At 68.1% G+C, this 24501-nt stretch carries 23 protein-coding genes; 7 read left to right on the top strand and 16 right to left on the bottom strand.

Features of this window, described 5'->3' with window-relative positions; genetic code table 11:
• Positions 1-172: 172 nt before the first annotated feature.
• From BLW00_RS03985 to BLW00_RS04005, 5 genes are read right to left on the bottom strand one after another with little or no spacing between them, the layout of a single operon-like run.
• Positions 173-1168, bottom strand: a complete 996-nt coding sequence (locus tag BLW00_RS03985) for an amidohydrolase family protein (protein WP_092549484.1) — start codon at positions 1166-1168, stop codon at positions 173-175.
• Entirely contained in the window at positions 1165-1590 is a 426-nt protein-coding gene (locus BLW00_RS03990) for a cupin domain-containing protein (protein ID WP_217634276.1), read from the bottom strand. Before BLW00_RS03990 ends, BLW00_RS03985 begins: the two co-directional genes overlap by 4 nt.
• A 49-nt stretch (positions 1591-1639) precedes the next feature.
• Positions 1640-2875, bottom strand: coding sequence for an FAD binding domain-containing protein (locus BLW00_RS03995; protein WP_092549487.1), 1236 nt, complete (start codon positions 2873-2875; stop codon positions 1640-1642).
• 3 nt (positions 2876-2878) lie between these two features.
• A complete protein-coding gene (locus BLW00_RS04000; protein WP_092549490.1) occupies positions 2879-4249 on the bottom strand; it encodes an MFS transporter in 1371 nt (456 codons plus the stop codon).
• A gap of 36 nt (positions 4250-4285) precedes the next feature.
• Positions 4286-5833 (bottom strand): aldehyde dehydrogenase, encoded by a 1548-nt coding sequence (locus BLW00_RS04005; RefSeq protein ID WP_092549493.1) that lies wholly within the window; start codon positions 5831-5833, stop codon positions 4286-4288.
• Positions 5834-6004: 171 nt separating this feature from the next.
• On the opposite strand from BLW00_RS04005, the gene BLW00_RS04010 reads away from it, so the two are divergent.
• Positions 6005-7684, top strand: a complete 1680-nt coding sequence (locus BLW00_RS04010; RefSeq protein ID WP_217634277.1) for a helix-turn-helix domain-containing protein — start codon at positions 6005-6007, stop codon at positions 7682-7684.
• Position 7685: 1 nt separating this feature from the next.
• Here BLW00_RS04010 and BLW00_RS04015 read toward each other — a convergent pair whose 3' ends face one another.
• Genes BLW00_RS04015 through BLW00_RS04025 form a run of 3 tightly spaced genes read right to left on the bottom strand, consistent with a single transcriptional unit; the run spans position 7686 to position 10262 of the window.
• Positions 7686-8867, bottom strand: a complete 1182-nt coding sequence (locus BLW00_RS04015) for an acetyl-CoA C-acyltransferase (RefSeq protein ID WP_092549499.1) — start codon at positions 8865-8867, stop codon at positions 7686-7688.
• Positions 8864-9535: a CoA transferase subunit B gene (locus BLW00_RS04020; RefSeq protein WP_092549502.1), complete on the bottom strand. Its 672-nt coding sequence runs from the start codon at positions 9533-9535 to the stop codon at positions 8864-8866. The genes BLW00_RS04015 and BLW00_RS04020 overlap by 4 nt, the downstream gene beginning before the upstream one ends.
• A gap of 16 nt (positions 9536-9551) precedes the next feature.
• The gene (locus tag BLW00_RS04025; protein WP_092549505.1) at positions 9552-10262 is read right to left on the bottom strand and encodes a CoA transferase subunit A; all 711 of its coding nucleotides are present in this window, start codon (positions 10260-10262) and stop codon (positions 9552-9554) included.
• 177 nt (positions 10263-10439) lie between these two features.
• Between BLW00_RS04025 and BLW00_RS04030 the strand changes: the two genes are divergently transcribed.
• Positions 10440-11222, top strand: a complete 783-nt coding sequence (locus tag BLW00_RS04030) for an IclR family transcriptional regulator (RefSeq protein WP_092549508.1) — start codon at positions 10440-10442, stop codon at positions 11220-11222.
• Between the two features lie 41 nt (positions 11223-11263).
• Here the strand turns inward: BLW00_RS04030 and BLW00_RS04035 are convergent, their stop codons facing one another.
• Positions 11264-11719 carry a MarR family winged helix-turn-helix transcriptional regulator gene (locus BLW00_RS04035; RefSeq protein ID WP_092549511.1) on the bottom strand — a complete coding sequence of 152 codons (456 nt, stop codon included), beginning with the start codon at positions 11717-11719 and terminating at the stop codon, positions 11264-11266.
• An 87-nt stretch (positions 11720-11806) separates the two neighbouring features.
• Here BLW00_RS04035 and BLW00_RS04040 point away from each other — a divergent pair, with 87 nt between their 5' ends.
• On the top strand, positions 11807-13222 hold the full coding sequence (locus BLW00_RS04040) for an MFS transporter (protein ID WP_092549514.1): 1416 nt from the start codon (positions 11807-11809) through the stop codon (positions 13220-13222).
• Positions 13223-13240: 18 nt separating this feature from the next.
• Positions 13241-13807, top strand: coding sequence for a YbhB/YbcL family Raf kinase inhibitor-like protein (locus tag BLW00_RS04045; protein ID WP_092549517.1), 567 nt, complete (start codon positions 13241-13243; stop codon positions 13805-13807).
• On the opposite strand, the gene BLW00_RS04050 is transcribed toward BLW00_RS04045, so the two are convergent.
• Entirely contained in the window at positions 13804-14376 is a 573-nt protein-coding gene (locus BLW00_RS04050; RefSeq protein ID WP_092551942.1) for a TetR/AcrR family transcriptional regulator, read from the bottom strand. The genes BLW00_RS04045 and BLW00_RS04050 overlap by 4 nt on opposite strands.
• Positions 14377-14464: 88 nt before the next feature.
• Here BLW00_RS04050 and BLW00_RS04055 point away from each other — a divergent pair, with 88 nt between their 5' ends.
• Positions 14465-15514, top strand: coding sequence for an aldo/keto reductase (locus BLW00_RS04055; protein ID WP_092549520.1), 1050 nt, complete (start codon positions 14465-14467; stop codon positions 15512-15514).
• A 121-nt stretch (positions 15515-15635) separates the two neighbouring features.
• The gene (locus tag BLW00_RS04060; RefSeq protein ID WP_092549523.1) at positions 15636-16661 is read left to right on the top strand and encodes an SDR family oxidoreductase; all 1026 of its coding nucleotides are present in this window, start codon (positions 15636-15638) and stop codon (positions 16659-16661) included.
• A 56-nt stretch (positions 16662-16717) separates the two neighbouring features.
• Here BLW00_RS04060 and BLW00_RS04065 read toward each other — a convergent pair whose 3' ends face one another.
• Complete coding sequence (locus BLW00_RS04065) at positions 16718-17488, bottom strand: MerR family transcriptional regulator (RefSeq protein ID WP_092549526.1); 771 nt, start codon at positions 17486-17488, stop codon at positions 16718-16720.
• A gap of 53 nt (positions 17489-17541) precedes the next feature.
• Between BLW00_RS04065 and BLW00_RS04070 the strand changes: the two genes are divergently transcribed.
• Complete coding sequence (locus BLW00_RS04070) at positions 17542-17814, top strand: hypothetical protein (RefSeq protein WP_092549529.1); 273 nt, start codon at positions 17542-17544, stop codon at positions 17812-17814.
• A gap of 77 nt (positions 17815-17891) precedes the next feature.
• Here the strand turns inward: BLW00_RS04070 and BLW00_RS04075 are convergent, their stop codons facing one another.
• Genes BLW00_RS04075 through dgoD form a run of 5 tightly spaced genes read right to left on the bottom strand, consistent with a single transcriptional unit; the run spans position 17892 to position 24464 of the window.
• Positions 17892-20021, bottom strand: coding sequence for an alpha-galactosidase (locus BLW00_RS04075; RefSeq protein WP_092549532.1), 2130 nt, complete (start codon positions 20019-20021; stop codon positions 17892-17894).
• Complete coding sequence (locus BLW00_RS04080; RefSeq protein ID WP_245741256.1) at positions 20014-20640, bottom strand: bifunctional 4-hydroxy-2-oxoglutarate aldolase/2-dehydro-3-deoxy-phosphogluconate aldolase; 627 nt, start codon at positions 20638-20640, stop codon at positions 20014-20016. The genes BLW00_RS04075 and BLW00_RS04080 overlap by 8 nt, the downstream gene beginning before the upstream one ends.
• Positions 20637-21596: a sugar kinase gene (locus tag BLW00_RS04085; protein WP_092551948.1), complete on the bottom strand. Its 960-nt coding sequence runs from the start codon at positions 21594-21596 to the stop codon at positions 20637-20639. The genes BLW00_RS04080 and BLW00_RS04085 overlap by 4 nt, the downstream gene beginning before the upstream one ends.
• The gene (locus BLW00_RS04090; RefSeq protein ID WP_092549536.1) at positions 21586-23376 is read right to left on the bottom strand and encodes an exo-alpha-sialidase; all 1791 of its coding nucleotides are present in this window, start codon (positions 23374-23376) and stop codon (positions 21586-21588) included. Before BLW00_RS04090 ends, BLW00_RS04085 begins: the two co-directional genes overlap by 11 nt.
• Positions 23370-24464 (bottom strand): galactonate dehydratase, encoded by a 1095-nt coding sequence (gene dgoD, locus BLW00_RS04095; RefSeq protein WP_456077562.1) that lies wholly within the window; start codon positions 24462-24464, stop codon positions 23370-23372. Before dgoD ends, BLW00_RS04090 begins: the two co-directional genes overlap by 7 nt.
• Positions 24465-24501 lie beyond the last annotated feature (37 nt).

Here is a 24501-nt window from a genome sequence, read left to right on the forward strand (position 1 = left end):
CCTCGCTGCTACGACGACGTAGCCTCTCTGCTCGCGGCAAGCGGAACCGATGTGGTTGTTCCCGATCTGCGCGGATTCGGCCTACGACGTTTCTCGCTCCTCAGACCATTCGGTCCGGCCAGCAGGCCGCGCTCGCCTCAGATCACAACACCCACACCGAGACCATTGGCGGCTAGGCGGCATCCTGGTGGGGTGCGTCGAGTCCGAGAAAGCCGCGCGCGTCGTGGTCGAGGCTCTCAGCGCTCAGGCCCCGCTCGATCGCGTGCACCACGGGGTCGGGGTCAGCCATGTCGAAGGGGTAGTCGCTGCCGAGCAGCACACGACCCGCACCGGCCTTCTTCGCAAGGAGGTCGAAAGCATCGGCGTCGTGCGTCACGGTGTCGAGCCAGAGCGAGCGGAAAGCCTCCTCGGGAGGCACGCCGGAACCTGCCGAGACGTCGGGGCGGGCATGCCAGGCGTGACTCCAGCGACCGAGCAGGTCGGGCGCGCAGCCGCCGCCGTGAACGAAGCAGATGCGCAATTCCGGGATGCGCTCGAGCACACCGCCGAGCAGCACCGATGCGATCGCCGTCGCCGACTCGACAGGGTTGCCGATGAGGTTGACCAGGTAGTGCTTCGCGAGCGAAGGCGACGGCAGCTGCATCGGGTGCACGAGCACCGCGAGCCCGAGCGCGGAGGCCCGGCGCAGCACGCCCTCGAGCGGCTCCGAATCGAGCGAGCCGGCCCCGAGCAGCGGTGGGATGGCGACGCCCAGGATGCCCGGAGTGGCCGCGAGCTCCTGCAGCTGCCGGCCCGCGGCATCCGGATCGGCGAGGCTGACACAGCCGAAACCGGCGAACCATCCCTCGCCGTCGGCGACGACCTGCGTGAGTTGGGCGTTGAACGATTCGACGTAGTCGGTCGTTCCCTCCGCGGTGCCGAGCGCGAACGCGAACGGCGGTGCCGAGAGCACCCGTGCGCCGACTCCGGCCCGCTCCATGTCGGCGCGGATGGCGCCGACATCGCTCATCAGACGGGTGTCGATCGAGAGAGGCGTGTCGCCGATGAACATCCGCCCGTCGCGGTCGGCGATTCCGCCGAACGGAGCGCCCGGCGGCAACCCGAAGAGTTCGCGCGGCAGCCAGTGGGCGTGCACGTCGATCGGACCGCGGCGCAGTTCCCAGCTCACAGCGGCAACGCGCCGTTGTCGCTGTCGAGGTGCTCGACGGTGGTGAACACCAGGTCGGTCTCGCCGACGTTCTCGATGTCGTGCAAAAGGTATTCTCCCGGTCCGAAGTGGAAGTGGCGGGTCTCCCCCGCATCGTACGCGACGTCGCGGGTGGTGCCGTCGAAGGTGTGCTGCCGGCTCGTACCGGCGTTGACCGCCGTCCAGAAGTAGTCCAGCACGTGACGGTGCGCGTGCCAGCGCTCTCCCGGTGCGAGCCGGATCTCCCACACCCGCACGCGGTCGTTCTCGCTGAGCAGACGTGAGCCCACCGCGCCGTCGAAGGCGTGATCGGCGAACTCCTGCTTGAGTGCATCGCTCCAGCCTTCGAAATCGGTTCCGACCAAGGCGCCGGCGAGGGGCAGGTCGGCGAGGAAGTTGCTCATGGTGATTCTCCGTTCGTTCGGAATGGTGTCGGGGTGCGGATCGGGCGCCTCAGGCGACAACCGGCCGCCGGTCTTCGGGATACAGCACGCCGGGACCGTACAGCCCGAAGCGCAACGACGGGTCGCCCGGCAGCCAGGTGTTGAGGAATTGCGAACGGTCCCCCATCTCCATCACCCGGTCGAGTAGCTGACGGCTGAGTTCGAGCTGACCCGGCTCCCACGCGGTGAGTGCGGCCGGGATGTCGCCGTCGGCCGCGAGGAGCGCGTCTCGGAGGGCCCAGGCGTCGGCCGCGGCCTTCGCGGTTCCGGCGGCCGCGTGCGGGCGCGCGCTGCAAGCCGCATCGCCGATCAGGGCTGCTCGGTGCAGCGCCATTCTGTCCGACCGCACGTCGAGCACGACCTGGAGGTACGGCTCCTCGGTGGCCAGGACCACCTCGGCGGCGGCCGGCGCGAGCGTGGCGACGGCGGTCTCGCGCATCTCGGCGACGAAGCGGTCCTGCACCTGGCCGGGGTGAAGCGACACTGCACCCACGAACCCGTTCTTTCCGGTGAGGAGTTCGGTGAGCTCGGGGCCTTTGGGCACGTTTCGGTACCAGACGTAGTTCATCAGCTGGTGCTCCGCATCCACCCCCTCTTCGCCCGGGATCGGGTAGAGGGTGATGTGCGAGTTCGGCGCCACCGAGTAGGTGATCGAGTCGCCCATCATCCGGCGCGTGACCGGGCTCAGGTCGCGGAGCGGCACCGTGCCGCGCCATCCCACGTAGCCGGAGTACGACGGCACGGCATCCGGGTCGAAGCGCTCACGCGCCGGCGAGTTGATGCCGTCGGCGAACACCACGAGATCGGCGGTCTCGGTGCTGCCGTCGGCGAAGCGCACGGTCGCGCGTTCGCCGGAGTCGTCGAAGCCGCAGGCGTACGCCCCCAGGTGGTAGTGCTCGGTGCCGAAGTCGTGGAGCAGCGCCCGGTAGAAGGTGCCCCACGAGGTGTAGCCCCAACGTCGTTCGTCTCGCGAGACGACGCGATTCTCGCGGTCGAGGTACTGCACCCACGAGGTCGAGGTCGAGAGGCCTGTGGGGTCGGTGTCACTGCGCTCGACGAACCAGCGAAGGGTGTCGGGTTGCAGCACGATTCCGCTGCCGCGCCCGTGCAACGGGGTGGCGGTGCGCTCGTAGACGTCGACCTCGAAGCCCAGGTCCTTCAGCACCAGGGCCGCCGTGAGGCCGCCGATCGAGCCGCCGATCACCAGGGCGCGCGAGCCTCGGTAGCGGGAGGAGGAGTCGTTCATGGATCAGGCCTTTCCGGTGGATGCGGCGAGGGATTCGTCGGTCGGCAGCGCCCGGCCGTTGGTTTCGCGGGCGAAGGCGACGCCGACGAGACCGATCAGGCCGATCGCCGAGATCACCGCGGTGGCGATGCCGAGGTCGCCGCCGAACGCCGAGGCCGCGATCACGCCGGCCACGAGCGGCCCGGCGGCCGTGATGAAGCGGCCGACGCTGTTGCAGAACGCGATCGCCGAGGCACGGACGCTGGTCGGGAAGACCTCGGGGCTGTAGATGAACGCCCCCGAGAGCGAGCCGAACAGCGCGAAGCCGAGCACCGGCATCACGATCATGTAGGTGGTGAAGTCGCGTTGGAAGGGGAAGAGGAATGCGATCGCCACCGCCGCGACGCCGAAGGTGATGAGAAAGGTGGGGCGCCGGCCGATCTTGTCGGCGATGAAGCCCCAGGCCGCGTAGCCCACGATCCCGCCGGCGTTGAACAGGATGGAGGCGAGGGCCACGCGTGAGGCGATGAGATCCGGTGCCCAGTCCTCGGCGGCGCCCATCTGGCGGATGATCTGCGGGTACCAGGTGGTCACGCTCCAGAAGGCGATCAGGGCCCCCGTCGCGATCGCGGTGCAGACCAGGGTGGGTCGCAGCAGGGGCTTGCGGAACAGGCGCTTCAACACGAAGTCGTCGTGGGCGAGGGCTCGGCCCTCCCGCTTGCGTTCCCGGCGGGCGCGGATGGCCTCGGCCGACTCCGGGGGCTCCTTCACGAACCGGCGGATGAACCAGACCAGTATGGCCGGGATGACCGCGAGGAACATCATGAACCGCCAACCCAAACCGCCGGCGAGCGCGAACACGATCGCGGCCACGAAGAATCCCGCCGCATAGCCCGACATCATCACACCGCCCGCGCGGGCCCGGTACCGGTTCTTCCAGCTCTCGGCGATGAGAGCGGCCCCCACGGGCGCCTCGACGCCCGAGCCGAGGCCGGCGATGAAGCGCAGGATGCCGAGCTGCCACCAGGTGTCCGCGAACGCGGCGGCCGCTGTGAACACGGCGTAGGTCAGGATGCCGATGGCCAAGATGCGGGTGCGCCCGAGATAGTCGGCGAGCACGCCGAACACGATGCCGCCGAGCGCCCAGCCACCGAGGAACAGGGCGACGGTCAGGCCGCCGTAGAGCCCGATCGCGGCCGGGCTCACCTCGATGCCGCTGTGCGGAAGCAATTCGGTCATGGCCGGCCCGAGCACGAGGGTGTAGAGGCTGCCGGCGAAGCCGTCGAGTCCCCAGCCGAGCATGGTGCCGGTGAGCACGAGCCACTGCGCCTTCGTGATCTCCTGGCGCCAACCCGAACGGAGTTCGTTGCGCGTGTTACGAGTCTGCGTCACCATCGACGTACTCTCCTTCGTTTAGGTGGTGCGGGTTTCTCAGTTGAGGCGTTCCGTGCCCGCGCCGCCGTACCAGTCGACGGAGTCGGGCGCGATGCGGGTGACCACGGTCTTCAGCCAGGAGAACTCGTCGAACGACTCGACCCCGGCATCCTTCCCGATGCCCGACTCCTTGATTCCGCCCCAGGGGAGTGAGGGCTCGAGGCGGTGGTGGTCGTTGATCCAGACCATTCCGGCCTTGATGCGGTCGGCGACGCGATGAGCGCGGGCGACATCCCGTGTCCAGACGCCGGCGCCGAGGCCGTAGGGGTTGTCATTGGCCATCGCGATGCCGTGCTCCTCGTCGTCGAAGGGGATGACGACGGCGACGGGGCCGAAGATCTCCTCGCGGGCGACGCGCATGTCCATGCTCGCGTCGGCGAGCACGGTGGGCTCGTAGAAGTAGCCACCGCGGAGGGCGTCGCTGCCTGCGGCATCCGGCGTGCCCGTCGCGGCGTCGGAGCCGAACTCGGGCACGCCGCCGCCGGCCGTGACCGTTGCACCCTCCTCGCGACCTGACTCCACCAGGGCCGAGACCTTGTCGCGTTGCCGGGCGCTGATCAGCGGGCCCATCTGCGTCTCGGGATGCGTCGGGTCGCCGACCCGGATCGCCTTCGCCCGCGCGGTGAGGTGTTCGACGAATTCGTCGTAGATGCCGCGCTGCACGAGGAAGCGAGAGCCGGCCACGCAGGACTGGCCCGCGGCGACGAAGGCGGAGAACGCGGCACCCTCGGCCGCTTCCTTGGCCTCGACGTCGTCGAAGACGATCACGGGTGTCTTGCCGCCGAGCTCGGCCGTCATGCGGGCGAATCGGCGGGCCGTGGCGACGGCGGCCGATCGGCCGGTTTCCGTGCCGCCGGTGAGGGTGATCTTCGCGATGTCGGGGTGCTCGGTGAGGCGCCGACCGGCCTCGGCGGCACCGGTGACGACCTGGACGACGCCATCCGGAACCCCGGCCTTCGCGAGGATCGGCAGGAGCGCGAGCGTGGTGAGCGGCGTGAGTTCGGAGGGTTTCACGACCACGACGTTGCCGTTCGCCAACGCCGCGGAGAGGCTCCGGGCGAGGATGAGCATCGGGTGATTGAACGGGGTGATGATGCCGCAGACGCCCAGCGGGGCACGGCGCTGGTAGGTGAGGTAGGGGCCGTCGGAAGGCAGCACCGCGGTGCGTTGGGCGGCGAGGAGGCCGGCGTTGTAGCGGAACCATTCCGGCACCCGGGACAGCTGGGCGCGGGTCTCGGTGACCGGGCGGCCGTTGTTGAGGGCCTCGAGGCGATAGAGCTCCTCGGTCGAGGCCTCGATCTCGTCGGCGATCCGGAGCAGGATGCGCGAGCGCTCGCTCGCGTGCAGGGCCGGCCATGGTCCGTTCTCGAAAGCCTCGACGGCGGTGGCGACCGCGCGGTCGACGTCTGCGGCCGAATGCTCCGGCACGGTCTGGATGACGAGCCCGGTCGACGGGTTGAGGATCTCGCGGGTGGCGGATTCCTGGGATCCTGCGACATCAGGCGCCTGGTCGGCGGCCGGGGTCCGGACGGCGGTGTCGGTCATTTCGTGCTCCTCAGGTCTCGTGCATGATCCCGAGAGACGCTCTGCAAGGCCGCAGCGCCCCACTCAGGTTTCAACAGTGTGCCAAGCCCACTTCCATCCGACAATGTTCAAGATCACACACTTGACATGCATCCATGTGCGTGCTGACATTGCCGCGTGGATTCCGAACTCGTGACATGGCTGAGCCGACTCCGCGAGCTGAGTGGGGTGGCCATCGACGGGCGATCGGTCGACGAGGCCTTGACCCTCGTCGCCGAGACCGCACGCGAACTCCTCGGCTTCGATTTCTGCGGCCTGCTGGTTCCGAACGCGCAGGAGACTGCGCTGGTGATCAAAGGGTGGAGCGGGCTCTCCCGTGAGTACGTCGACGGGGTGAACCGCTCGAGCCCTGTCACGGTGGGCTCGACGGCTCCGTCGAGCCGTGCGTATTCCTCGGGCCAGTCGGTCACCGTGGCCGACATCCAGGTCGAGCGCGGATTCGAGCCATGGGGCGGAGTCGCGCAGGAACAGGGTTACCGGTCGATGATCAGCGTGCCCCTGGTCGGGCCGGAGCGGGTGCTCGGCACCTTGAACGGATACCATTCCCGCACCCACGTCTACAGCGCTCAGGAGGTCGAGCGCCTGAGCTTGCTGGCCAATCACGCCGCAGCTGCGCTGACCAGCGCTTCACTCGTCGATGAGCTCCGTGGAGTGAACGCGTCGCTGCTTCAGCAGCGCGACCTGCTGGCCAAGTCGGAGGAGATCCACCGGCGGCTGCTCCGGGTGTCTCTCGAGTCGGGAGGGATAGACGGAGTCGTGCGCACGCTCGCCGATCTCATCGGCAGGCCGGTCGCACTCGACGACCCGACCGGCCGGCCGCTCTCCGCAGGCCCCGGCCTCCCTCCGGACGTCGTCGGACTCGAGTTTCCGGTGACCCTGGGGAACGAGGAGGTCGGCAGGCTCCGAATCGCCGACGCGGAACACGGCCTCGACCCCATCGACGCGCGCGCGGTCGATCACGCGCGCGTCGTCATCGCGCTCGAGGTGCTGCGCATCCGCGCCGCCCTGGAGGCCGAGCACCGCATCCAGGGCGAAGTCCTCACCGATGTCCTGCTGTTCGGGATGACGGAACGGTCCCTGCGCCGGGCGGCCGCTCTGGGCTACGACCTCGATGCGCTGCGGGTGGCGACCGTTGCACGTGTTTCCGGACTCGACAGCGCGGTCGACACCTCGGCTGCGCAGACTCGCCGAACAGTGGCTGCGCTCTCGGCTGCTGCCGCGATCGCGCTGCCCTCGGCGGGTTCGGGGGGTGTGCTCATCCGGCCATTGGTGGCGGCGGTGCAAGGCCTGATCGTCGCGGTGTGGCCGGTATCCGCACGGGAGTCCGCGGGTGCGGCGATGCTGCACTCGTTGCGTTCCGCCTTTCCCACCGAGCACGTGCTCGTCGCGACATCGGGAACCAGGGATCGACCTCTCCCCGAGGCGTTCCGCGTGGCCAAGGGGGCGTTGGCGCTCGCCGGTTCGGCTGGTCGCAGCGACGAATGCGTCACTCCTGCGGGCCTCGGGATCGTAGGCGTGCTGCTGCAGTCCGACCAGCCCACGGTGCTCCGCGAGTTCGCTCTCGACACCCTCGGTCCTGTGATGGACTACGACGAAGCACGGGGCTCTGACCTGCTCGGCACCCTTCGCACCTATATCGACCACGCGCAGGATCGGATCGCGACGGCGGGAGAACTGCGCGTGCACCCCAACACGGTGAATCAGCGAATACGACGGATCGAATCCCTCACCGGAGCAGATCTCCACCTTTCGGCGGACGTCGTCTCCTTCGCGTCGGCGTTCGCGGTCTGGGACGTCGTGCAGACGCTCTAGCTCAGACAGGACGGCATGAATCGAGGATGACGGCGGCACCCTGCCCGCCTCCCCCGCAGATGCCGGCGGCCCCGAGCGCGCCCGGGCCCACACTGGCGAGGCGGCGGGCGAGGTGGCCGACGATGCGGGTGCCGGAGGCGCCGATCGGGTGGCCGAGCGCGATCGCGCCGCCGTGGGGGTTCACGATCGCCGGGTCGACGCCGAGCTGACGGGTGGAGTGCACCGCGACGGCGGCGAAGGCCTCGTTGATCTCGACCGCGGCGAGGTCGCCGACCGCGCGGCCCGCGCGAGCGAGCGCGGCCGCGATCGCGTTCGCGGGCTGGGCGTGGAGGGACACGTCGGGGCCCGCGACGAAGGCGTGGGCGAGGATGCGCGCGAGGGCCGGGATTCCGCGGGACGCGGCGGCGGTCTCGCTCATCAGCACGACGGCGGCGGCGCCATCCGTGAGCTGCGAGGAATTGCCGGCGGTGATGGTGCCGGAGCCGCCGAAAGCCGGGCGGAGGGCGCCGAGCGATTCGACGGTGGTGTCGGCGCGGAGGCCGTCGTCGACGGACACGATCGTGGGGCCTTTGCGGCCGGGCACCGCGAAGGGCTCGATCTCGCCGGCGAGGAATTCCGTGGAGGCGTCGAGGCGCTGGTGCGAGGCGGCCGCCCACGCGTCCTGATCGGCACGCGTCAACCCGAGCGCGGCATTCCGGTCCTCGGTGGAGGAGCCCATGGAGCGGTGCTCGAACGCGTCGGTGAGGCCGTCGTGGTCCATGGTGTCGACGAGCTCGATCGCGCCGTAGCGCTTGCCGGCCCGGGAGCCCGACCAGGCGTGCGGGGCGAGGGTCATCGATTCCTGACCGACGGCCACGACGACATCCGCGTCACCGGCGTCGATGAGGCGCGCCCCCGAGATGATCGCCTCGGTGCCGGAGAGGCACACGGCGTTGAGGGTGAGCGCCGGTGTGGCGAGCGGGATGCCGGCCACGACGGCGGACTGCCGTGCCGGGTTCTGTCCGGCCCCGCCCTGCAGCACCTGGCCGCCGTAGACGAAGCCGACCTCGCCGGGCGTGATGCCGGCCCGGGCGAGGGCGGCGCGGATGGCGGCGGCCCCGAGCTCGGTGGCGGGCACCGAGGCGAACTGTCCGCAGTACTTGACGAACGGCGTGCGGGCATATCCCACGATCACCGCGCTCATGCGGAGGCCTCGACAGCGCCGGCGACGCTCTCGTCGAGATCGACGGAGAACTCGGCCCCCGTCTTCGCCCGCACCTCGTCGAGGGAAACGCCGGGCGCCAGCGAACGCAGCACCAGGCCGCCGTCGACCACGTCGAACACGGCGAGATCGCTGATGATGCGGTCCACCACCCCCGCACCGGTGAGCGGCAGGTCGCAGCGGGCGACGATCTTCGGCGTGCCGTCTTTGGAGACGTGGTCGGTGAGCACGATGACGCGGGGGGTGCCGGCGACCAGATCCATCGCGCCACCCATGCCCTTGACGAGTTTGCCGGGGATGGTCCAGTTCGCGAGGTCGCCGTTGCCCGCCACCTGCAGGGCGCCGAGCACCGCTTTGCCGACGTGACCGCCGCGGATCATGCCGAAGCTCGTGGCCGAGTCGAAGATGCTCGCGCCGGGCAGCAGGGTGACGGTCTGCTTGCCCGCGTTGATGAGGTCGGCGTCTTCCTCGCCTTCAAAGGGGAAGGGGCCCATGCCGAGCAGTCCGTTCTCGCTCTGCAGCGTCACGCTCACGCCCGGCGGCAAGTGATTCGCGACCAGGGTCGGGATGCCGATGCCGAGGTTCACGTACTCGCCGTCGCGGAGTTCGGAGGCGGCGATCGCGGCCATCTCGTCGCGGGTCCAGGCCATGGGGTTCTCCTTCGGTTCAGGCGACCGCGGCGGTGCGGGGCCGGGTGGTGCGCTGCTCGATGTCCTTCTCGCGGGCGGTCGCGGTGACGAGGCGCTGCACGTAGATGCCGGGGGTGACGATGGTGTTGGGGTCGAGCCATCCGTCGACCACCGCTTCGGCCTCGGCGATGGTGAGGTGGCTCGCGGTCGCGACCAGAGGGTTGAAGTTGCGGGCGGTGTGCCGGTAGACGAGGTTGCCTTCGGCATCGGCGCGCCAGGCGTGCACGAGCGCCAGGTCGGCGAGGATGCCGCGTTCGAGCACGTAGGTCTCGCCGTCGAATTCGGCCGACGGCTTGCCCTCGGCCACCGGGGTGCCGACCCCGGTCTTCGTGTAGAAGCCGGCGATGCCTGCCCCGCCGGCCCGGAGACGCTCGGCGAGCGTGCCCTGAGGGGCGAACTCGACCTCGAGGGTGCCGTTCAGGTACTGCTCGGCGAAGAGCTTGTTCTCGCCCACGTACGAGGCGATCACCTTCGCCACCTGCTTGTTCTCGAGCAGGATGCCGAGACCCTTGCCGTCGACGCCCATGTTGTTCGAGACGATGGTGAGGTCGCGCGCGCCGGTGTCGCGGAGCGCCTCGATCAGATCGGTCGGATTGCCGGAGAGCCCGAAGCCGCCCACCGCGATCACCGAGCCGTCGGTGACGGTTCCGTGGATGGCTTCGGCCGCGCTGGCCCACTGCTTCGACATGTCACTCCCTCGTGCTCGGCGCCGTGTCCACGTGGTGGTCACCAGGTGCCCTGAAGGTGACGCTACGAGGGCCGTGCGAGCCTGTCAAAGCAGGGAAGCGTGCTGCTGGTCGAGAAGCTCGCAGTCTGGTCGCGACATCCGGCTATGCTCACAATATGGACAAGTGGATGCGTCGACATGGCTGATCCGACACCGGGAGCGCAGGTGGTCTCCCGGGTGAGTCGCGTGCTCAAGGTGGTGGCCGAGCATCCGGGCGGCGTGTCCGCGGCCGCCGTCGCGCACGCGACCGGGCTCACCCGGCCCACGGCCCACCGCCTGCTCACCTCGCTCGCGGCCGAGGGATTCGTCGACCACGACCCGGGTGCCGCGCGCTGGTTCCTCGGGCCGGAACTCTATTTGCTCGGCTCCCTCGCCGCCGACCGGTACGACGTCACCGAGGCCGCCCGCGAGAGCGTGCGGGCCCTGGCCGCCGAGACCGGGGAGAGCGCCTTCTTCTCCGCCCGCCGCGGTTCCGAGACCGTGTGCCTCGTGCGCGAGGAGGGCAGCTTTCCCATCCGGTCGTTCGTGCTCTACGAAGGCGTGCGATTCCCGCTCGGCGTGGCCTCGGCCGGGCTCGCCCTCCTCTCCTACCTCCCCGACGACGAGATTGACGCCTATCTCGCGGGTTCGCCACTCGAGGAGCGCTGGGGCCTGCAGCACTCCGCCTCCGCCGTGCGCGAGCGGATCGCCCTCACTCGCGAGACCGGCTATGCGGTGAACCCGGCCCTCGTCCTCGAAGGCAGCTGGGGCATGGGCGCCGCCGTGTTCGACGCCGCCGGCCGGCCCGGGTGGGCGCTCAGCCTCACCGGGGTGGAGTCGCGCTTCCGCCCCGACCGTCAGGCCGAACTGGGCCGCCTCCTCCTCGAGCACGCCCACCGCGTGACGGCGCGGCTTCGCGGCGGCTCTCCCTCGCACCGGTAGCCGGGCCTGGGCGAGCGAGCCCGCCGTGACCGCGCTGACGGTCAGGCGTCGGCGATCGCGCCGAGTATCGAACAGGCGTGTGCGATGGCGCGCTGATCCTCGGGGCTGAGAGCATTGAGCCGAGCCTCCAACCAGGCGTCGCGTTGAGCCCGCGTCGCCTGGGCGAGGCGTGCGCCCTCGGCGGTCGTGCGAAATAGCACCTTGCGGCGATCGCTCGGGTCGGGGGTGCGGACGGCATAGCCCGCCGAGGTGAGCCGATTCACGCTCTGACTCATCGACGCGGGAGCGACTTGACCGTACTCGCTGAGCTGGGTCAAGGTCTGCGGGCCGTTCTTGTACAGCCAGTTGAGCACATCCAAGGGCGCGTCTCCGAGGGCCCCCTCCGGACGTTCGCTCCGGAATCGCCGATACAGCCGCCCGACCGTCGAGCGCACCTGAGCGCCGAGACCGGAACCCGCTGCGGCATCAGACGGATCGCGACTTGCCCTGGCTTCCATAGTTGATTAGTCTACCTAAAAGAAAGTCTTTAGTACACCTAAATATCGATCCATCCGGTCGACGAAGCATCTTCTTCGGAGCAGCTCATGTCATCAGCCACCACCGCCGACGCGCCGGGCGTGACGGGCAAACCGTTCTCGTGGCGGTTCACCGCACCGCTGTACATCGGATCGGCGCTGAACCCGATCAACAGTTCCCTGATCGCGACCGCGCTCGTACCGATCGCCACGGGCCTCGGGGTGCCGATCGGCCAGACGGCATCCCTTGTGACGGCGTTGTATCTCGCCAGTGCGATCGCGCAGCCCACGGCGGGAAAGGTGGCCGCCGTCGTCGGCGCGCGGCGGGTGTTCCTCGTCGGGATCATGCTGGTGCTCCTCGGCGGCGCGCTCGGCGGTGTGGCACAGAACCTCTCGATGGTGTTGATCGCGCGTGTGTTGATCGGCTTGGGCACCTCCTGCGCCTACCCCTCGGCGATGATGCTCATCCAGCGACGAGCAGCGGCATCCGGAATGGCGAAACCGCCCGGGAGCGTACTCGGCGGCCTTCAGATCGCCGGCCTCGCCACAGCCGCCCTGGGTCTTCCGATGGGCGGGGTCCTTGTCGAGACCGCCGGGTGGCGATGGGTCTTCCTCATCAATGTTCCGGTGGCTCTGATCGCGCTGGCCGCCGCGCTCATCGGGATTCCCCGCGACCCCGCCGCCCAGACGCCTGGCACCATCAAAGGAGTGCTCACCGGCATCGACTTGATCGGCATCGCCGGCTTCGGCCTCGCGATGACTGCACTCCTCGGTTTTCTGTTCTCGCTCCAGGCTCCGAATTGGCTCCTGCTCGCCGCGGCCGTTCTCCTCTTCGCCGCATTGACCTTGTGGGAACTGCGCGCGACGTCACCCTTCCTCGACGTGCGTCTGCTCGTGCGCAACGGCGCCCTCACCCGCACCTACCTGCGCTACGCGCTGATCGCGCTGTGCGTCTACGTGGTCATGTACGGCATCACCCAATGGATGGAAGCGGCCCGCGGGATGTCCGCCCTCAGCGCGGGATTGCTCCTCTTGCCGATGAGCGTGATCTCCGGGATCGTCATCGTGCCGATCTCGCGCCGCAACCTCATTCGTGGTCCGGTGATCGTCGCCGCTGTCGCCAGCCTCGCCGGCTCCGTAGGAGTGCTCTTCCTCACATCCGACACCGGTGTCGCGTGGATCGTGCTGATCACGGTGATCTTCGGCGTCGTGCTCGGCACGGCCTCCAGCGGCAACCAACTCGCCCTCTACACCCAGGCGCCACCCGAACAGCTCGGGGTCGCATCCGGCCTCTTCCGCACCTTCGGATACCTCGGCTCGATCGCCTCCTCCGCCATCACCGGCATCGTCTTCCACACCGATGCCACCGACGGAGGCGTCCACACCATCGGCCTGATCATGATCGGCGTCAGTCTCGTAGCGATCGCCTTCACGGTCTTCGACCGCACCCTCCGCACCCCCACCCGCACGGCATCCCCGGCCTAGAAAGAAGCGAACACGACCATGCCCGCCAATCCCCTCGGTCTCCTCCTCCGCACTCGACGCGCCGGACACCACACGCTGGCCTGGGCGAACCCCGACCTCCGGGCACCGGAGACCTTCACTCTCACCAGCCCGGCATTCGGCCCCGGCGAACCGATTCCCGAACGACACCGCGGCCGGCTGCGCGGGCCGAACATCTCACCCGCCCTGGAATGGACGGCACCGCCGTCGGAAACGCGAGAGCTGGTGCTCATCGCGCAAGACCCCGACGTGCCCTTCTCCCGGCCCGCCACCCACGCCCTCGCCCTCGGCATCGACCCGGCGTCACACAGCATCCCGGAGCACGGGCTCACCGATCCCAGCCCCATCCCCGGAATCAGACACGGCAAAGGCGGGCTCGGCCGCCGCGGCTACTCAGGGCCTCTCCCCATCCGCTCGCACGGCCCCCACACCTATGCCTTCCAACTCTTCGCCCTCGACCAGCCGATCGACCTCCCCGACACCTTCACCCTCGATGACACCATTCGCGCCATGACCGGACACGTCGTCGCCCGAAGCCGCCTCGACGGAACCTACGAGATCCGCTAGCGCCCACTCGGGTCCGGAACCGGGCCGCACTGCAGTGAGCCGACGATCATCTCCAGCAATCGGTCGGCTTGGATCAGGCCCGCCTCCCCGGCGGGGACGCGCCAGAGACAGCTGAGCAGCAGGATCACGTCGTTCGGGTCGATACCGGCACGGATGTCACCCCGGGTGGCAGCCGCCTCGAGCAAGGTCGCGATGGCGCGGCTGACCGGCCCCCAGGTCGCCCCGATCACGGCCTGGGCGGCATCGCTGGTGAGCGCCTCGCCCAATCCGTGCTTCATGCGGGCGTGCACGGCGAGCGCGCGCGCCCAGGACCGGAAGGCGTCGAGCGGCTCGTTCTCCCGGAGCAGGTCGTCGACGGATGCGACGAGGTTCGCCACCTCCTCCTGATACACCGCGAGCACCAGCGCCTCCCGCGTCGGGAAGTGCCGGTAGAGGGTGCCCGGGCCGACGCCGGCGAGCTTGGCGATCGCGTTCAGCGACACCTCGGGATCGTCGGCGAAAGCCGGGTACGCGACCTCGAGGATGCGCGCCCGATTGCGCTGCGCATCCGCTCGTCGAATGTCGGCCATCATCTCTCCTTGCTAACCGGAGAATTCTCCGTTACAGTCGATCGCATCAACCGGAGAAGTCTCCACCTGATCCATCTAAGGAGTTTTCATGCAGTACCGCAAGCTCGGCACGACGGGACTCGACGTGTCACCCATCGCGATCGGCGCGATGACCTACGGCGAACCCGACCGCGGCCACCCTGTCTGGTCCAAGGGCGAGGAGGAGGCGCGGCCCCTCATCAAGCACGCACTGGATGCCGGCATCAACTTCTTCGACACCGCGAACATGTACTCGAACGGGTCGAGCGAGGAGATCCTCGGCCGTGCGCTCAAGGACTTCGCAAACCGCGACGACGTGGTGATCGCCACGAAGCTCCGCCACCCGATGCGCCCCGGCCCCAACGGAAAGGGACTCTCGCGCAAGGCGATCATGACCGAGGTCGACCACTCGCTCGAACGCCTCGGCACCGACTACATCGACCTCTACCAGGTGCACCGCAACGACCACGACACGCCGCTCGAGGAGACGCTCGAAGCGCTGAGCGACCTGGTGAAGGCCGGGAAGGTGCGCTACCTCGGCGCCTCGTCGATGTTCGCGTGGGAGTTCGCGAAGGCCCTGAACCTGCAGAAGCAGCACGGCTGGGCCCGATTCGTGTCGATGCAGGATCACTACAACCTGCTCGCCCGCGAAGAGGAACGCGAGATGATCCCGCTCTGCCTCGACGAAGGCGTGGGCACCGTCATCTGGAGCCCGCTGGCTCGGGGCCGCTTGTCCCGCGGCTGGGACGACGCGCGTTCGACCGCCCGCTCGGAGAGCGACGGCGCCTACGCCGACCTGCTCTACTCGCCCGCTGAGGAAGAGTCCAACCACGCGATCATCGACGCCGTCGGCGAGGTCGCGGCCGCACACGGCGTGAGCCGGGCGACCATCGCGCTCGCCTGGCTGCACCGGCAGCCGGTGGTCACCGCACCGCTCGTCGGAGCCAACTCCACTCAGCAGATCGACGACGCGATCGCCTCGCTCGCTGTCGAGCTCACCGACGACGAGGTGACCTCGCTGATCGCTCCCTACACTCCGCGGTACGACTTCCAGGGCGTCTCCGACGAGGCGACCATGGCCGCGATCCGCGCCCGCGTTCCCGGGATGGCCCTCAGATGAAGACCATCCTCCGCACCGGCGCCGGCGCCCGCATCGGCGCTCTGCTCCTCCTCCTCGGCACCGGCCTTCTCGCCGCCCGCCGCACACCTCACCTCAGCCCACGAAAGGCGGCCTGATCACCATGGCCAACGTTCTCGTCACCGGCGGCTCCGGCTTCATCGCCAGCTGGTGCACCTTGTATCTGCTCGACGCCGGCCACGACGTGCGTGTCACCGTCCGCAGTACCGCACGCGGCGCCGCTCTGCGTGGGCATCTCCATTCCGCCGCCGACTTCGACGACTCCCGGCTGAGCATCGTCGAGGCCGACCTGAACGGCGACTCGGGATGGGATGACGCCGTGGCCGAAATGGATTACGTGCTCCACGTCGCCTCTCCCACCCTGCGCGAAGCCGACATCACCGAAGCCCAGATGATCGCCGCCGCTCGCGACGGCGTGCTGCGTGTGCTCCGCCGTGCCCGCGACGCCGGCGTGAAACGCGTCGTGCTCACCAGCGCCTACGGCGCGGTCGGCTACGGCCACAAGCCGCAAGAGGCACCGTTCACCGAGGAGGACTGGACCGACGTCGACGCGAACATCGCGCCGTACCAGCGATCCAAGACTCTCGCCGAACGCGCCGCCTGGACGTTCATCGCCGAGGAGGGAGACGGCCTCGAGCTCGCCGCCGTGAACCCGACCACCGTCATCGGCCCCCTCGTCGGCCCCGACGACCCGCCCACGCTCCGGATGATCCGGGGCATGCTCGACGGCGTGATGCCGGCCTGCCCGCCGTTCGCCACCGGATGGGTCGATGTGCGCGATGTCGCCGACCTCCACCTGCGCGCGATGACCGATCCGGCCGCCGCCGGCGAACGCTTCCTCGCGATCTCGGGCCACAGCCTGCGCATCGTCGACATCGCCCACCTGCTGCGCGACCGCCTCGGCGAACGCGCCGCCAAGGCGCCCACCCGCGAGCTGCCCCTCTTCGTCGCCCGCGCCCTCAGCGTCGTCAACCCCCAGCTACGGGCCCTGCGCCCCCAACTCGGGCAGAACTTCACCGCGACCAGCGCCAAGGCCGAGCGGCTCTTGGGCTGGCACGCCCGCCCTGTTGCCGACACCGTGGCCGACACCGGCGAGAGCCTGCTGGCCCACCCCGGTCGCGACGCCTGACCGCGATCGCTCGGGTGTTGGTCGTGTGACACGTTGAACGAGGCTGAGGGCCTCCTTCACATCTCGCCGATTGCAGTGGTGGGAGCATCGCGACCGGGGACGAGGCGTTCGTGAAGGAGCTCGTCGAGACGGTCCCATGCAGCGCTTTCGATGCCGACGTGCCCGCTGAGGAGATCGATGGTCTCGGGCGACACCTGGTCGAAGTCGGGGAGATCGGAGACCATCGTCATGCGCTCGGCGATTCGCGCCGCCGCGTCTGCGATCTTCTCGAGGCGAGGATCGTCAGGTGCCCATTCGATCGCGTCGTCATATGCCCGAAGCACCGCGACATACTCGGTGTCGTCCAGCAACGCGGTTCGTGCAGGAAGGATGATGCGGGTGATGTCGGGAGCGAGGGCGTAGCTGAGGATGAAGCCATCTCGGATGGCATGCTCGTGACGTTCGGACAGGCCGATGACTCGCACCCGCTCCATGTACTCGATGGCTTCAGGGGGCAAGCAGAGCCGATGGGGCTGGTCGAGATGACGCAGTCGTGCCCGTCGTTGCTCGAGCTCGCGGATGCGGGTGCGCAGCTCACTCTCGATCTGCGCAATCTCTTGTCCAAATCGATCGGCATCGGCATCGAGTGTGCCGGGGATGCGAGCCAGTGGGACGCCTGCTTGGGCGAGGGTCACGATGCGAGTCAGGTCGATGATCGCTTGGGCACCGTAGCGCCGGTATCCGGAGGCATCACGCTCGGGCTCGGGCAAGATGCCTTTGGCGTGGTAGACACGGATGGCCTTGGCTGTGACTCCCGCGTGGGCGGCGAGCTGCCCGATGGTCAACATCTCCCCATACTGGGCTTGATCTTGCCCTTGGGGCAAGGCTGCACGCTGATGTCATGACCGATCACGACTTCGAAGAAGACACTCTCCGTGCACTCGCGGATGAGGGAAACGAGACAGCGCTGGACCGGCTCGCCGACCTTTACAACGCTCGCGACGATTGGGACGCGCTCGCTGCACTGCTCGACGAGGGCAGCGAGCACGCCGGGCGGCTGTTGACGCGCCGCGCCGTCGCGAATCGCGACCTACGAGAACTGCAACGACTCTCCGACGCGGGAAGCAGTGAGGCCGGGGTGGAGCTGGAACGACTTCTCAGGCAAGGGGAATGAACACCACGATGACCGGCCGAGCGACGTCGCAAGGCCGCCGCCGCGTACCTGCGAGAACCCGCCGGCCACTTGCCAGCTTAGGGGCCCTCGCCGACGTGCACCGCCTCGAACGTGATGGCTGATTGTGGATTGAGCAAGGGCATGTGCAGACCGACCGTGGTGAGAAACCGGCCGCTCGCAATGATGCCCTCGACCATCCACGAGGGAGGGGCCTGCTCCGCCCTCTGCTGGACATCGTCGAGCAGCATCCGCACTCGATACCACCATTCGTCGCGTAACCCCGCGAGCCTCAGAGGCGTCGGGCCATCCGAGGTCGCCAGCTGCAGTGCCACGTATTGGTAGATTGCCCTGTCCTTCTCCGCGGACACGATTCCGTGGAAGAGGTGGTTCGCATCCGGACCGTCGTCGCGGATGAGAACGCCGGAATGAAGCAGTGAGCGGCTGGCTTTGTGAAGACGAATGGCACCGGAGAGCACGGCCTCCTCGTCGGCACTCATCCCTCGTATGTCCCATTCGATCCCCATGTGCTGCATCCAGCTGGCGCTGATCCGGAAGGAGAGGTCAGTGACTCGGCCTGTGGTGTGAGACCGAGGTCCCCCTACGTGGCTTCCGATACGTTCGGGCGGCAGGAGTTGTGACGCCCACCGTTGAATGGGATGACGTTCGACGGGATCGTTGGTGTCGGATATCCACACCCGGTCGGTGCGACTGCCCAGACCGAGGTCGACGCGGCCTCCTCCGGACGAGCAGTTCTCGATCTCCACCGTGGGATGCGCTTCCCGGATGGCGTCGATCAGCCGATATGCGGCGAGCACCTGGGCATGGGAGCGTGGAATTCCGCCGCGGCCGATCTCGTTGCTGTCGCGGTTGTAGTCCCATTTGAGATAGTCGATGCGGTGATCCGCCAACAAGCGGTGCAGCTGGTCGTAGACGTACCGCCACGCCTTTTCGTTGGTGAGATCGAGCAGTTGTTGATGCCGCCAGGGCAGCGGAAGGTCCTCGCCGAGGCGACTGATCCACTCCGGGTGAGCACGTGCAGCGTCGGAGTCGGGGCTGATCATCTCGGGCTCCACCCAGAGCCCGAATTGCATGCCGAGGTCGTGCACACGGTCGATGAGAGGAGCGAGCCCTCCCGCCCAGACGATCGGGTCGACCGACCAGTCCCCGAGACCTGCGCGGTCGTTCCGTCGTCCCTTGTACCACCCGTCGTCGAGCACGAACCGTTCCACGCCCATCCGCGAGCCGGCCGCAGCAAGATCGATCAGCGCGTCGAGGTCATGGTCGAAGTAGATGGCTTCCCAACTGTTGAGGGTGACGGGTCGAGGTGTGACCGCGGTGCGGTTGGACCGGTCCCATCGATGAAACTGTGCCGCATTCGCGTCCAAGCCCATCCTGCTGTAGGACGCGAAGAGCCAAGGAGACGTGTAACTTCCGCCCTCCTCGAGAACGACGTCTCCTTGCTCGAGAACCTCACCGGCACCGATCACGAAAGCTCCGGAGGGCAGTTTTTCGATGTAGTGCTCGGAGTTCCCGCTCCACGCGAGGTGGATGTTCCAGATCTCCCCGTTTCGGAATCCGAAGCCCTCCGTTCCCGCCGCGAAGACCAGCGGGGCGTCGTGTCCCGTTCGCCCGTGATGTGTCGGGCGGGACCACTTGCCGAATCCGATGGTCCGGCGCTGCGGTTGCACTTCTCGGCACCATCGGCCTGTGCTGTCGAGGATCTCCTTCGCTCGATCGGGCAAGGGGAGGGTTGCGAACAGGTGGTGGACGGCGAGGTGCCGAGTGCTGGTGTTCGTGAGGGTGTGACGGAGGCGAGCCAGACCGGTGTCCTCGATGTGGATCTCGGTGGCCAGGTCGATCTCATTGCGGTCGTCATGTTGCCTGAGCACTGCGGTGGCGTGCTCGTCGACCACGATGTCGCGGATGGCGAACGATGCGTGGAGCTCATTGCCCTCTCGCCCGATGCGCAGTCCTGGCGTTGCCAGCCATCCCGCTGCGGCCTCCGGCACCAGGTGCTGAGGTACGGGTGCGTTGAATGACGACTGCGGTACCGCGCCCTCGATCTGCGCCGGATCGGGGAGCTGTTCGCCGAGGTAGGCACCCCAATGCACGAACTCCGGCTTACGGCTCGAGGTTCGGAGCAGAATACTCACCTCCCCGTTGTGGATGTGGGCATACGGCGGCACGACCACAGCCGGTTCAGTCATCAATCGTCTCGACAAGGTCGAAGAGGGCGTCGGCCGCGCGCTGTGATCGCAAGGCGGACCCGATTCCGACGGCGGCGGCCCCTGCGGCGAGGAAGTCCTTCACGTTCGACGTGTCGATTCCGCCGGTGGCGATGAAAGTCGCGGCAGGGAACGGCCCCCGCATTTCTCGGAACCAACTCGGGGAAAGGCTGGAAGCGGGAAAGGCCTTCACGTGATCGCACCCCGCCAGCAAGGCCTTCTGCACCTCCGTCGCGGTTCCGACCCCGGGCAGATGAGGAACTCCTGCTTCCGCACTCGCCTCCACGACAGCAAGATCGAATCCCGGAGCCACGGTGAAGTCAGCACCCGCGTCGATCACCCGTTCGAGGAGCTCGAGACGGGTGACGGTGCCGACCCCGACGGGTTCTCCCCTGTCAAGTCCGCGGAGTCTCACGGCCTGGAAAGTCTCGAACGAGGCTTCATCCTGCACAGGTACTTCGACGACTCCGATCCCCCTGTCCCAGACACGGTGGGCGACGTCCAGAGCGACCGACAGATCCATCCCACGGAGGATGGCGATGACCGGACGCCCCCTCAGAACTGCAGAGAAGTCGTTTCGCGATGTCGACACCACGATCACACCTCGATCCGGTCGGATTCACCGACGGGAGAGAGGGCTCCGGCGAAGCCGTCCGGCATCGCACCGACATCTCCGGTGCTCACCAACGCTGAAGCGGCGAGGCGGTGGCCGTGTCGCAGGCTCGACGGAACGCCCGCATCGGTCAGCAGCCCATGCAGGAAGCCGGCTGCGAACGCATCGCCGGCGCCCACGGGCTCGATCACATCCACGACGAGCGCCGGTTCATCCGTCTGCGCGCCGCCGTGGAAAGCGGTCGCACGCACCGGGCCGTCCTTGACCACGAGGATGTCGGGGCGGGGAACCCGATCTCGTATGGAAGCGGGAGTCTCGGTGCCCCAGATCTCCTGTGCTTCGTCGAGCCCGACGAAGACCACGTCAGCCGTGTCGGCGAGGGCGCGCAGGATCGGGCCGGCGATTCCGGGCTCCCACAGCGCCGGCCGGTAGTTCACGTCGAAGGAGACTCGGGCGCCGGCGCGGTGAGCTCTGTCGATGGTCGTTTCGATGAGCTCGTGACAGCCCGTCGAGAGTGCGGGCGTGATCCCGCTCACGTGCACCAGGTCGTCTCCGGAGAAGGCGAAGTCATCGAGAAAGGCCCCGGTCATGCGCGATGCCGCAGACCCGCTCCGGTAATAGTGCACCGAGGTTGCCCCGCCGAGCTGCGCGTCTTTGAAGTACACCGCGCTCGGGGCGGTCGAGTCCCGCACGACCAAGTCGGTGCGAACGCCCGCCGCGCGGATGTCGGAGACGATGCGTTCACCGATCGGATCGTCACCGACGGCGCTGAGCCAGAAGACGGTGTGACCGAGCCTCGACAGATAGCTGGCGACGTTCGATTCGGCTCCGGCGACGCTCAGGCTCGCACGGGTCGCGTTCGCGAGTCGCCCGATCGGCGAGGGCGTGATCTGCAACATCGACTCACCGATCGTCACGACCCGCCGTCTCGTGTCAGCGCGCATGGCGACGCCTCGCATCCTCGGCGAGTTCTCCGACCTCCGCCACTCGAAGGGCGCGGTCGAAGACCGTGAGAGCACCGACTTCGTGGTTCGCGAGCCCGTGCACGTCGAGGCCGTGGTCGGAATTCACGTCCCGCAGATCATCGCTGAAGCGACCCCATCCGTAAGGGCGTTCGTCGCCCCCGTCCTGCAGCACGCCGTCGACCACGAACAGGATGATCTTCGGGCCGCCATCGACCACCACGCCGACATGGGTCGGCTTGTTCGCGACGATCGTGTCGGCATCGGAGGTCCACGAGCACTCTCGGCGTCCGTCGCTCATGGTGAATCGCAGACGACCGCGCGACGCGATTTCGACGGCGAATCCGCGACCGGAGGCATCGCGATCGTCGACGATGGTTCGTCCCGGACTGGTGTCGACGACGGTCAGGTCAACGGAGAGCGTGAACCCTGCACGGGCCTCTTCGATCCGCCAGTTCCCACGCCGGAGCTGGAAGGGCGTGAGACGGAAGGGACTCACCGGCGTCTCGTCGCCGTGCCGATACTGGGCCACGATGCCTTCGCCGAGGTGGGGAGAGGGTTCTCCCCACAGACGGGCGAGCAGGTCCCGGTCGATCTCGTGCACGCGGGCCACCTTCTTCTGCGTCTCCGTCAGCCAGAACGCGCCGTCGTGCTGAACCAGGTCGGGGTAGCTCATGCTGACCTGAGGATCGTCGGCGTAGAGCACGATCTCCGGTTCGGACCAGGCGATCGTGCCGTCCACCTCGATCCCGCCGGAAAGCCACACCGGATTCCGGTAGGTGCCGAACCAGGTGTTGCTGTTGTTGTGGAACCAGAGCAGATGACGACCCTCGCCACACGACCAGGCGAACGTCGCCGCACGCGGATTCTTGATCGGACGTCCGCTCGCGAAAGTCGCCCAGGCGGGTGCCGACCAGGTGTGGCCGCCGTCCCGACTGGAGCTGCTGGCCACGTAGCCCTTCTCGCTGCGGTAGACGCAATAGAGGCTGCCGTCGCGTAGGCCGACGACTTTGTGCTCCTCGGCCACCTCGCCCTCCGGGGCGCGGAGCCCCACGTCTCCGTCGGGAAGCGTCTGCCAGGTGATCGTCGCCGGGTCGGACGCGAACAGGATGTCGTCGCTGCGGAGCAGGAATCCCTCGCTCGTCTTCTGGAATCCCTGGGATTCCTCGCGGAACTCGCCGACTTTCGAAGCAGCGATGAACACGCTCGATCCGACGACTTCGGGCTTCCCCACCGACCACCAGAACTGCACCTCACCGCCGAACGGGTTGCGCTTGTCGATGTCGAACGCCCGGATCGGGACGGTGTGCCGATCCGACCAGGATTCGCCCTCGTCGTCGGAGTACCGGAAGACCATGTCGCCGAGCGTGTCCACGCGCGGGCTGGTTCCCGTGTCGGTGGGCACCTCTCGGATGTTCAGGGTGTTGTAGGTGTAGAAGACGTAGACCCGCCCAGCAGGTGTGATCAGCGGAACCGCCCACGAGGCTTCCGGGCCGTCCGCGGGCTCGATGTCAACCGGAGCGGTCCAGGTCTGCCCCCGATCGGTGCTCGTTCGAGCGACGATGCGCTGTGAGGAATCACCCTCGTGAGCGTCGGAGCTGGTGACGACGCACAACCACGTCCCGCTCCCGGTCACCACGACGTACGGCTGGTCGCTGTATCCGCTGGCTTGGATCACGCTGCCGTTCTCGAGCAGGCGTGGATCGTGCCGCGCTCGCTCGAGATCGTCAGGCTGCTGCGGCCCTCGGTTGTCGATCACCATTCTGCAAAGCTCCCGTCGGCGTGTCGCCAGATGTCGTTGTGCCAGTTGTGAGGTGCGGCCGCGGCGCGACGGACCTCTTTCTCGTCGATCTCGATCCCGAGCCCCGGCCCGAGCGGTCGTTCGATGTATCCGTCGTTCGCGGTGAAGACGGATCGGTCGAGCAGGTAGTCGAGCAGGTCGGTCTGCACGTTGTAATGGATGCCGAGGCTCTGTTCCTGGATGAGGAAATTGGGTGTGGCGAAGTCCACCTGGAGGCACGAGGCCAGCGCGATCGGTCCGAGGGGACAGTGCGGCGCGAGCGACACCCCGTAGGTCTCGGCCGCCGACGCGATCCGCCGCACCTCGGAGATCCCTCCGGCGTGCGAGAGGTCGGGCTGGGCGACGGCGATTCCGCTCGCGAGCACCTCGCGGAACTCCCACCGCGAGTAGAGCCGCTCACCCGTGGCGATCGGGATCGGTGTCGCGCGGGCGATCTCGCCCAGCTGGAAGGACAGCTCCGGCACCACGGGTTCTTCGACGAAGAGGGGGAAGTACGGCTCCAGGAGCGGGAGAGCACGGCGAGCCATCGCGGGCGAATAGCGGCCGTGGAAATCGATGGCGATGTCACGCGAGTCGCCGAGAACACCTCGCACTTCGGCGACCCGGTCGACGAGATGCGCGAGGCTGGCCGGCACGTCGATGGCCGTCAGCTCCTCCGACCCGTTCATCTTCACAGCCGTGAGGCCGGCGGCGACCTGGCGCTCGGCGTCGGCCGCGAGCTCGCTCGGACGGTCGCCGCCGATCCAGCCGTAGATCCGCACCCGGTCACGAACCGCTCCGCCGAGCAGATCGTAGATCGGCACGCCCAGCCGCTTTCCGGCGATGTCCCACAGCGCCTGATCGATGCCCGCCACCGCGCTCGCGAACACCGGTCCACCGCGGTAGAAGCCGCCTTTGGTGAGCACCTGCCAGGTGTCTTCGATCCTCGACGGATCCGATCCGATGAGGTAGTCGCTCAGCTCGGCGACCGCGGTGGCGACGGTAGCCGCTCGGCCTTCGACGACCGGCTCTCCCCACCCGGTTATGCCGTCGTCGGTGGTGATGGCCACGAAGAGCCAGCGCGGTGCGACTTGAAAGGTCTCTACT

This window comes from Herbiconiux ginsengi (assembly GCF_900107435.1).
Lineage (GTDB): Bacteria > Actinomycetota > Actinomycetes > Actinomycetales > Microbacteriaceae > Herbiconiux > Herbiconiux ginsengi.